General features: G+C 42.6%; 7 protein-coding genes. All 7 read right to left on the bottom strand.

Translation table 11 applies throughout. From position 1 onward, the window contains the following. Positions 1-57: 57 nt before the first annotated feature. A complete protein-coding gene (gene pulA / locus CA598_RS11820) occupies positions 58-2,397 on the bottom strand; it encodes a type I pullulanase (protein ID WP_094876599.1) in 2,340 nt (779 codons plus the stop codon). Between the two features lie 412 nt (positions 2,398-2,809). Then, positions 2,810-4,522: a phosphoenolpyruvate--protein phosphotransferase gene (gene ptsP, locus CA598_RS11815; RefSeq protein WP_094870608.1), complete on the bottom strand. Its 1,713-nt coding sequence runs from the start codon at positions 4,520-4,522 to the stop codon at positions 2,810-2,812. Continuing rightward, positions 4,515-4,790 carry an HPr family phosphocarrier protein gene (locus CA598_RS11810; RefSeq protein ID WP_042131974.1) on the bottom strand — a complete coding sequence of 92 codons (276 nt, stop codon included), beginning with the start codon at positions 4,788-4,790 and terminating at the stop codon, positions 4,515-4,517. Before CA598_RS11810 ends, ptsP begins: the two co-directional genes overlap by 8 nt. A 100-nt stretch (positions 4,791-4,890) precedes the next feature. Then, complete coding sequence (ptsG, locus tag CA598_RS11805; RefSeq protein WP_094870607.1) at positions 4,891-6,954, bottom strand: glucose-specific PTS transporter subunit IIBC; 2,064 nt, start codon at positions 6,952-6,954, stop codon at positions 4,891-4,893. Positions 6,955-7,189: 235 nt separating this feature from the next. Further along, positions 7,190-8,065 (bottom strand): glucose PTS transporter transcription antiterminator GlcT, encoded by an 876-nt coding sequence (gene glcT / locus CA598_RS11800; RefSeq protein ID WP_094870606.1) that lies wholly within the window; start codon positions 8,063-8,065, stop codon positions 7,190-7,192. Positions 8,066-8,193: 128 nt separating this feature from the next. Next, positions 8,194-9,807 (bottom strand): hypothetical protein, encoded by a 1,614-nt coding sequence (locus CA598_RS11795; RefSeq protein WP_094876598.1) that lies wholly within the window; start codon positions 9,805-9,807, stop codon positions 8,194-8,196. Further along, complete coding sequence (locus CA598_RS11790) at positions 9,800-10,507, bottom strand: ABC transporter ATP-binding protein (protein WP_094876597.1); 708 nt, start codon at positions 10,505-10,507, stop codon at positions 9,800-9,802. The genes CA598_RS11795 and CA598_RS11790 overlap by 8 nt, the downstream gene beginning before the upstream one ends. Between the last annotated feature and the right edge of the window lie 33 nt (positions 10,508-10,540).

Raw genomic sequence — 10,540 nt, 5'->3', positions numbered from 1 at the left:
ACTGTACACTTGACAGGGAGCACTTCAAAAACCCTGAAGCAGCTCTTTTTTATTCTTTTAACTGGTTAACTGCAGATGATCATCTGAGATCCCATCATTCTCCTGATCACGATCTATAACCATCACCTTGATCAGCTCGTCATCCGTGGAACAATCAATAAAGCGATCGCCATCGCCATCTTTCTCTTCCCAGTCATTAAGACGTAATATATACCCGATAGAATTGGTATCTGGCAACACCTCAATGCGTGCAACTGCACGCCCATCCTCCATATACCGAAAGTCGCATTGTCCATCCTGAATTCCTGTATCCCAAACCCAAAGATTCCAGCCTTGATATTTCCCATCTGGCCGTTCATAGTGTACTTCGATAATTTTAGATCTCGGGGCTGGCTCACCACATTCATCATAGAGCACCATCATCGACAAGCCTTCAATTTCCACCTCGCTACCTGTAACCCTTCGGAATGCTTCTGTCCCTGCTCGGGTATGATCCACTACCACATTCCAACCGTTATTAGCTTCAGGAAGAGATAGCTTTACTCGATCATTATTGGCATTAAAAATGACTGTTATATTGTTCCAGAGATCGCCTCCTGCATGATTTCTAAGCAGGTACGACACGATCCCCCCATCACAGCGCATAAATTCCAGCGAACGCTCAATTTCCTGCCTACCATGCAGACGAAATGCCGGATGTGTACGCCGCAGTTCGATCAAGCCTTTATAATATTGAAATACAGGATTAAACACACTCTTCATATTCCAGCGGATCGCGTTAATCGTATCACCGCTACGATAGCTATTATGATCTCCAAATTTACTGCGCAGGAGTTCATCACCGGCATGCAGGAATGGAATCCCTTGCGAGGTCAGGATGATTCCATTTGCAAGCAGGGATCGGCGCACGGTCTCATTGCTGAGAATATTCTCCAGATCTACATTTACGTAAGGATTAGCCCGTGAAGCAGCATCCTGAAATCCCCCTTGTACGGTAAGCACCTTATCCCATAAATTCAAATTATCATGGGCCGTTACATAGTTCACCGATTCCACAGGAGAGTCTGTAAATTCGTGGATGGCTCCTTTGATTCCGGCTGCAACAGCCCCTTCTTTGCCGTATTCCCCTGTAATGAAGCCCCGTCCCCATCCATCACTATCACCTTTGATCGCCGAACGGAAGTTATCGTTGAAGACAGCATATCCTTTTCCCCGCTGCACACCTTTTAGCGTCTTTGTTGCCAGTGGAGAATCTCCTCCTGTCCAAGGTTCGCCATATAACAGCAGATTAGGATTTACCTCAAGTCTAAGCTCTTCCGTTATTTCACGCATGGTCACACTATCCATCAGACCCATAAGATCAAATCTGAAGCCATCAATATGATACTCCGTAGCCCAGTAGGACAAAGAATCCTTAATATATTTGCGTACCATCGGACGCTCTGTAGCCAGCTCGTTACCCACGCCCGAGCCATTAGATAAACGTCCCAAGTAGTCACGGCGATAGAAGTAATCTGGTACAAGCGGCTCAAAGGGGCCCTTCTCCACAGCGTACGTATGGTTGTAAACCACATCCATAATCACTGAAATCCCACGACTATGCAGTGCCTGAACCATTTCTTTAAATTCCCGAATTCGTAGCCCTGGATTGGTAGGATCAGTGCTATACGATCCTTCCGGTACGTTATAATGCTGAGGATCATAGCCCCAATTGTAGTCGTTATGTTCAATGGATGAACCACGCTTCATTACACTCAGCTCATCTACAGTCTGGAAATCAAACACAGGCATCAGATGTACATGGGTGATACCCAATTCGACCAGATGATCCATACCTATTGCATTTCCTTCCGAATCTTTTAATCCAAATTCTGTAAATGCTTTAAATTTACCCTTATTGTACATGCCAGAGCTCTCATGTGAGGAGAAGTCACGCACATGCAGCTCATAAATAACCGCGTCTGCAGGATGCTGCAATGGAGGAGCAACATCCTTCTCCCAATGCTCAGGATGGGTCCTACTTAAATCAACGATTGCTGTTCTTAAACCATTTGCCGATACGGCTGTTGCATAGGGATCTACTGCTTCCGTCACACTTCCATCAGCAAATACAGCACGGTACATATAATATTTCCCTTTTAAATCACCTGATAACTTAGTCTGCCAGACTCCGCCGTTCTGACGCTGCATATATATAATACGCCCACTATCTGCAGAGCTCAGATCAAATCCAATGTTACGTTGATTTCCATCTGTTTCGTACAAAACTAGAGATACAGCAAAAGCAGTAGGTGCCCAGACTTTAAATACACTGTACTCCATCGAGTACGTTAAGCCCAGGTCTTTACCTTCATAGACCTCAAACATTAATTCTGTATTTATAACATTTTTACTCATGAGTTAACACCATCCTATGGCTCCCTGCCTAACTTATAGGGATGCTTATAAGTCCAAATATTTCCAGTTTAGATCATATTAATACTTGCACAGCTCTGCAAGTCGATAAAGGTGTATAAACTTTCTATGGATTCATACTATTATATGTAAGACATATTTACAGGTTTGGGTTCCTTACCGACTTTATTACTCATCACTATTACTATCGGCATAGACATCTGTACAATAAAGCAAATAAAAAGTGAATTTAGTTATTCTAAATTGAGTATAACGCTCTCCCATGAACATAAGCCAACACAAGAAATAAAATTATTGATTTAAACACAAAAAAACCGACTTCCAAACATCGGAAGTCGGTAATAGTAGTTGGAACGTTATAAAACGTTTAACGGAGTAATGCATATGGAAATAGTTAGTTAGTGATGCTTTGAACAAGTGCAGCTACTTCTTCAGCAGTGCCAAGTTGCAGTGCTTTTGCAGCCAGTTCCTTCATGTCGGCAGCCGACAATTTAGAAATTTGACTACGTGCTGGCAGAATTGACGTTGCACTCATACTGAATTCATCAAGGCCAAGACCTAGTAAGAGTGGAATCGCTGTTGCGTCCCCAGCCATCTCACCGCACATTCCAGTCCATTTACCTTCTGCATGCGCTGCATCAATTACATTTTTGACCAGACGCAGGATGGCCGGATTGTATGGCTGATACAGGTAAGACACCCGTTCATTCATACGGTCAGCAGCCATTGTATATTGAATAAGGTCATTCGTACCAATACTGAAGAAATCAACTTCCTTTGCAAACTGGTCAGCCAATACAGCAGTGGAAGGAATCTCAACCATAATGCCGAGCTGAATGTTGTCAGACACTTCCTTGCCTTCTTCACGAAGCTTCGCTTTCTCTTCAAGCAGAAGATCACGGGCTGCACGGAATTCACCAAGTGTTGCGATCATAGGGAACATAATGCGAAGATCCCCATGAACACTTGCTCTCAGTAAAGCACGCAGTTGCGTACGGAAAATATCCTGACGATCCAGACAAAGACGAATTGCGCGGAATCCTAAGAAAGGATTCATTTCCTTTGGTAGATCCAGATACGGAAGTTCTTTGTCGCCACCGATATCAAGTGTACGTACAACTACCGGTTTGCCTTTCATATTCTCAAGCACAGTACGATAGGCGTTATATTGAATTTCCTCAGAAGGCAACTTATCGCGGCCCATGTATAGAAACTCAGTACGATACAAGCCTACACCTTCGCCACCATTCTCAATTACACCATTGACATCGTTTGGTGTACCGATATTAGCTGCCAACTCCACGTGCTTACCGTCTGCAGAAATCGTTGGTTTATCACGAAGTTTCTTCCACTCTGCAATTTGCAAGTCGTAAGCTTCCTGCTTGCGAACGTACGCTGCCACTTCTGCTTCACTAGGATTAATAAGAACGTCTCCGTTCAGACCATCGACAATCACTAGATCCCCAGAATTCACTTCTGTCATGACATTCTTAGTTCCAACAACTGCTGGAATTTCCAAGGAGCGTGCCATAATCGCTGAGTGGGACGTACGTCCACCAATGTTTGTTGTGAAGCCTTTAACATACTTGCGATTTAGCTGTGCTGTGTCAGAAGGTGTTAAATCCTCAGCGATAACAATAACCTCTTCATTGATTTCTGCAGGACTAACATAATGAATACCCAGCAAGTGGTTCAGCAGGCGTTTGGTCACATCACGCATGTCAGCTGCACGTTCTTGTAAGTAAGCACTCTTCATGTTTTCGAACATTTCAATGAATTGTGTAGCTACTTCGTTTAGTGCATAGTCCGCGTTAACCGATTCCTGACGAATTTTATCAATTACGGGATTAATCAGCTCAGGGTCCTCAAGAATCAGCAGATGGGATGCAAAAATCTCTGCTTTCTTCTCTCCTAGTTCTGCTAAAGTACGCTCTTTAATGGTTTGCAGTTCAGCACTTGATTTAGCAAGTGCGTCATTCAACTTGGCGACTTCTGCTTCAGGATCACTGATACTAGTCTTTGTAATTGTATAATCCGGATGTTTCAGGATAAAAGCACGGGCTACTGCAATCCCTGCTGAAGCCGCGATTCCTGAAATTTTATTCATGGATTTCCCCTAGCCCTTCTTTAATCATTACATCAGAAAGTGCGCTCAGAGCTTCAGCTTCTTCGCTGCCTTCAGTAATCAGAGACAACGTGTCTCCAGCTTCCAGACCCAATGACAATACGCCAAGGATAGATTTCAATGTAACTTTTTTGCCTTTTGCTTCTGCATAAGCTTCTGTACCTTTGAATTTCGTAGCTGTATTTACCAAGGCAGTTGCCGGACGTGCGTGAATTCCATCTTCATCGATAATTCTGAATGTTGTTTGCATAATATTATCCAACTCGCTTTCTTTTAATAGAGTATTTTTTAATTTATAGTGAAGGCTTCGCTCCCTTTAATGTTTAAAGGAAGCTTCCACCCTTGCACTTTTACTGAATGGTAATAATATCCTTATCGCCAATAGATACCTTACCTGGCTTCTTCAAGGTTACGGAAGAGCCTTCTGGCAAATTGGAGAAAATAACAGGAGACATTACTGAAGGTGCATGTGCTTTTACATATTCTAAATCCACTTCCATGATCGGCTGTCCAGCAGCTACAAGGTCGCCCTCTTCAACTAGAACAGTAAAGCCTTGACCTTTAAGCTTAACTGTATTAACCCCTATATGAACGAGCACTTCCTTACCCCCATCGGACATAATGCCGATCGCATGCTTGCTCGGGAACACATTAAACACTTTACCGTAAACCGGTGAAGCAATCTTTCCATCATCAGATAGGAAAGCAAAACCGTCACCCGTCATTTTTTGGGAGAACACTGCGTCTGGAACCTCAGTGATATCCACTAATTCACCATTTACCGGAGAGACGATATCTTCTTTGATAATCGCTTCACCAGTTTCACCCGCCTGCTGTTCTTCTTCAGGCTTAGGTGCAGCCGTTACCGGCGTTGCTGCAGGTGTCTTCCCATTAATTACATCTTGAATCTGCGATTTTATTGTATCGGAACGTGTACCGAAGATCGCTTGGACATTATTACCCACCTCAAGCACACCTGATGCACCAAGCTTCTTCAGACGATTCTTATCCACACCTGATTTATCTTTAACTTCCACACGAAGGCGGGTAATACAAGCATCCAGATGAGCGATGTTCTCTTTACCACCCAACGCAGATAAAATGTTTCGAGGCAGATCATCACCAGTTTTAGAAACTGATTCTGCATCTGTATCATCAGCTTCATCCGTATCTTCTTCACGCCCCGGTGTCATCAGATTGAACTTGCGAATAACAAAGCGGAACCCGAAATAGTAAATCAATGCAAGAGCAAGACCTACTGGAATTACGAGCCACCAAGCCGTACGGTTCGGAATGATACCAAAGAGTACGTAATCGATAAAACCTCCAGAGAAGGTCATACCAATCTTAACATTAAGGATATGCATGGTCATAAAGGACAGACCTGCAAACACAGCATGTACTGCGAACAGCAATGGAGCTACGAACAGGAATGAGAATTCGAGTGGTTCAGTAATCCCTGTCAAGAACGAAGTCAATGCTGCGGAAATCATCAAACTTCCGACGATTTTTTTATTATGAGGTTTAGCTTCATGATAGATGGCCAAAGCAGCTGCTGGAAGACCGAACATCATGAAAGGATACTTACCTGTTGTAAATGTTCCTGCTGTGAATTCAACGCCATCACGAAGCTGCTGCATGAAGATCCGTTGGTCACCACGTACCAATTCTCCAGCTTTATCTACGTAGGTACCAAATTCATACCAGAATGGAGAATAGAAGATGTGATGCAGACCAAAAGGAATCAGCGAGCGTTCGATGGTTCCGAAGATAAACGCTGCGAGCGTTTTATTCGTATCAATCATACTTTGTGATACAAAGTTCAGACCGTGCTGAATTGGCGGCCAAACTAAGGTCAATGCCAGACCGAGAAGCAAAGACGTAACCGCAGTCATGATTGGAACGAAACGTTTACCTGCGAAGAAGCCCAAATAGGATGGAAGCTCAATTTTGAAGAATCGTTTGTACATGGACGATGCCAATATACCGACGAGTATACCACCAAACACCCCTGTCTGCAGTGTTGGAATACCTAAGACGCTAGCATAAGAAAAATCGCCTTGGCTCAGGACATAATCATTGACGCCAATTACAGTACCCATCGTAACATTCATTACGAGGAAACCGATAATTGCGGCTAGACCAGCAACACCTTCACCTCCGGCTAAACCAATCGCAACACCCACGGCAAATAGTAAGGATAGATTATCAAATACAATTTGCCCTGAGTTCATCAATACGTTAGCTATCGCCTGAACGACATCATTCTCCAGTGCCGGAACGTACTGTAGAAAATCGGGGTTTACCAGCATGTTTCCTATTCCAAGCAGCAAACCAGCTGCTGGCAGTATGGCAACTGGAAGCATTAGCGCTTTACCAACTCTTTGTAAAACGCCAAACATCTTTTTAAACATCAAGTCACTTCCTTTCATTATTCACTTTTCAGTAAAACAGATGCCAAAAAAGGCATGAGCAACACAGTATAAAGGTTGTTATCTAACGCTAAGGTTAGATTACCCCAAGATGGGGACTAGCAACCAAAATACTGTAAATCACTCATGCCTGATCGAATCAGTTACACGCTTGGTATTCTGTTTTAATTAGGACACCGATATTGTAGCACCGTTTTTTTGAAGTGACAAGCTTTTTTTACGGCTTACCATTCGTCTCCATACCCAATTCGTCTTCTTTCTTCTGGGCAAGACGTTGCAGGTGAACGGTCAAATAGCTGACCTCAGCTGGATACACAGGAATATGCACTCGATTCTCGATAATCTTAGTTAATTGCCAAGCCAAGGAATACATTTCAGGATATTCTCGTTTCATAAGACTATCCAGCGTTGAAGTCTCCCTTACCGATTCTCCACGGCGCAGTCTTTCTAGAACAAAACGTAAATGAGTCACCAATCGTGAATAATCAAGTGAATCACGTGGAATTCGATATTCAAGGTTATTCTCTACGATTCCGATCAAATCCCCAATCAAAAGAGAATGTTGTCTAACCTCAGAAATTTGTCTGTTGCTCAACGCACTAACGATATGAAGTGCCACAAAGCCTACCTCATCTACAGGCAATTCCACATCCATACCTTCATTAATCCGCTCAATCGCGTACTCTGCCATCTTGTACTCTTCAGGATAAATCTCTTTAGTCTCATACAGAAATGGATTGTGAATTGGGATATGTTGTTCATAACGCCGAATAGCAAATGAGATATGATCAGTGAGTGCAATATGAACATGCTCATTAAGTGGTTGACTACTGCTTTGCATAATATATAACAAAATTTCATGTACAATCTCAATCAACTTCTCATCCACTTGGGGAAGAAGCTGTTTATATTGTTCCTGTTCTTCCTGGCTGCGCAGAATAAACATCTTCTCCACAGCGGATAGGTTAATCCGATCATGCAATTTTCGATTAAACCCTATCCCTTTGCCAATCACTACAACCTCGGAATATTGGGGATGGTCCGCAATGATAACGTTGTTATTTAACACCTTTGCTACAGTTATGCTACTCATTATTGCCACCTCTTTTATCTCTAAACACCTGACTTCCAAGCAGCAAACGCAACATGAAACGGTACGATTAAAAAACTCTCGTTACCATCATATCATCAACATTCCGATATTAGAAGGATACCCGCGTTCTATTTTACCCGGAAAGTTCTGCTGGAGAACTTATATACCAATGTGAGGGCAATAACCATATAAGCAATCGTTCCCACAAGAACAACTAGTGTAAAAATTGATGATCCTTTTGGGAATCCGATAGAAGCCACGCTTAGTCCTAATACAACGCTATTGACGATAAAAAAGAATGGATTCTTCATATTGAGCTCCGTGCTGTATGGTTGAAAAATATAATACATGAACAAGTGATGCACGGAGAAGAACAAGGAAAGACACAGAATCGTCACCCAAAAAATCAACGCATCCCTCAACCCCCAATCCTCACCCGAGAATAGAAACAGCAGAGTACATGCTAAACATATAGCCAAAGCAGGAATAAGGTTAAAGCCACTCAATTTAATAAGACGAATCTTGAAGTTGTCCAGAATCGCAGCTTGTTCACGATAAAATCCATAGCGTAATAAGCTTTGATCGCAATTATAAAACATCGCTTTGCACACTCGCTCACCTATAGAGGTATAGTTCATAATAAATACAAAAAAGGGAAGTCCACCGAGCAGATAAGTCGTATACTTAGACGAAGTCTCCGGCGAAATGAGTATGATTAGAACAGCCGCTATAAAGAGCACACCAATGATAATTAAGCGTCTCTGGATGGGTTGAATTAACAAGCGTTTATGTCTGGAGAAAAAAATAGCATTCAGGTAGGCGTAACCTTTTTTTCCTTGAAAAGCTTTCCCCTTAAGTTCTTCCGACGAAAAGTCCTTCTCCTTGGTCTGAACATCTGCTACCCTTGCTTCTTTCATCATCCGGTTCATATCCAGCAGTGGATCATCTATCTTGGTAACGACGTCTACAGCGCTGCGGTAGTTAGGATATTTTCCAATATACACAGCTGCAATTCCTCCAAGTACAACGATCACAAGACTCACTGGGATACTAAATCCTGTCGCATCATTTACGAAAGCATATCCTAGATAAAGGGGCATATAGGCAAATAGAGCACCTAGTCCAATCACCGACCATACCCAGCTCATCTTTTTAACTAACACAATTCCTTTTTTGTCAAAAAACCAAAGATTCAGCGCCTCGGTGACTATTCTCCAAGCCGTTAACAGTAGTACAAGCCATACGCCATGCCACAACGGGGCCCCAAAAATGCCCGCAAACACGGTTAATGCCGGAATAAAATATAAAAAGAACGTTAGCCCTTTAAGCAAAAGTGTAGCATGCATATACTGTTTAGCCTGAATTCTCATCAGCTTCACACATATATATTTATCCCGTTTGGGCTCTAATATAAACACATTCGAAACCGCAGCCACAATAAAGCTAAGAATTATAAAAATATGTAAGAACAAAGCATACTGTTCGGCGAGCGGCAATTCTTTGTGTGTGAGGACAATTGGCAAATAGATCACAATTCCCAAATAGGCAAACTTGCCTAAAAACCCCCACACCACCTTCAATGCAAGTACTATCCCAGCGAAGAGTTGTTTTAGTGCAATGTTAGAATAAATATCCCCATTTAAAAGTTTGCCAAGAACAGGTAGCATCTTGAAATAGTAAATCAGCCGATTGGCTCCGGACGAACCTCTAATCCTCTGAATGCTGCGAAGTGTACTAATCATTGTTGCCATCCTGAAGTAAAGCTATAATTTGCTCCTCAAATTCTGGACTTTGCAGAGTCTCACGCGGAATTTCTTGAAGGGTTCCATGATTTAGAATAACCAACTCGTCACATAAATCGGCGGCTAATTGTAAAATATGCGTAGAAAAAATAATGATGTGATCCTGCTTCATCTCACGCAGCAATTTCTTGATCTCAAGAGCCACAACCACATCAAAAGAAGTTAAGGGCTCATCTAGCAAAATCAAAGGCGGGCGAGAAATGATAAAGCAGAGCATTTGGATTTTATTCTTCATCCCGTGGGAATAACCCTTAATCAGCCGGTGTCGATCTTCTTCCTCAAACTTAATAATGGAAAAATAATCTTCAATGCTTTTATCCGGATCGATCTTCTCACGGTTAATGTCCATATAAAACTTAACGAACTCATAACCTGTCAGAAACTCAGGCAAAATGGGTAGGGAAAATACATATCCGATGTCCTCGTCACGAAGCGGACGGGTACTATCCTTCTCACCAATAAAGGCAGCCCCGCTATCCATTGGAATCTCACCACTTAGGCAATTGAAAAGTGTGGTTTTACCTGCTCCATTCCGTCCGAGTAGCCCATAGATCTTCCCTCTTTCAAAGGTGAAATCTGCATCTTTAATCACCTGTTTACCATCGAAGCTTTTATGGATATGGTCTAAAATTAGTTGCACGCTCGCGCACCTCTCCCATTCTATAGCTAAGTC

The organism is Paenibacillus sp. VTT E-133291, assembly GCF_002264395.1.
Classification (GTDB): Bacteria; Bacillota; Bacilli; order Paenibacillales; family Paenibacillaceae; genus Paenibacillus_AQ; species Paenibacillus_AQ nitricinens.
The sequence above is the reverse complement of the archived record's forward strand: the minus strand, read 5'-3'. Positions and strand labels throughout refer to the sequence as shown.

Excerpts from the sequence above, each read along its gene's own strand:
- ptsG (WP_094870607.1), bottom strand. The coding sequence starts at position 6,954 with ATGTTTAAAAAGATGTTTGGCGTTTTACAAAGAGTTGGTAAAGCGCTA.
- CA598_RS11810 (WP_042131974.1), bottom strand. The coding sequence starts at position 4,790 with ATGCAAACAACATTCAGAATTATCGATGAAGATGGAATTCACGCACGT.
- ptsP (WP_094870608.1), bottom strand. The coding sequence starts at position 4,522 with ATGAATAAAATTTCAGGAATCGCGGCTTCAGCAGGGATTGCAGTAGCC.
- CA598_RS11795 (WP_094876598.1), bottom strand. The coding sequence starts at position 9,807 with ATGATTAGTACACTTCGCAGCATTCAGAGGATTAGAGGTTCGTCCGGA.
- glcT (WP_094870606.1), bottom strand. The coding sequence starts at position 8,065 with ATGAGTAGCATAACTGTAGCAAAGGTGTTAAATAACAACGTTATCATT.
- pulA (WP_094876599.1), bottom strand. The coding sequence starts at position 2,397 with ATGAGTAAAAATGTTATAAATACAGAATTAATGTTTGAGGTCTATGAA.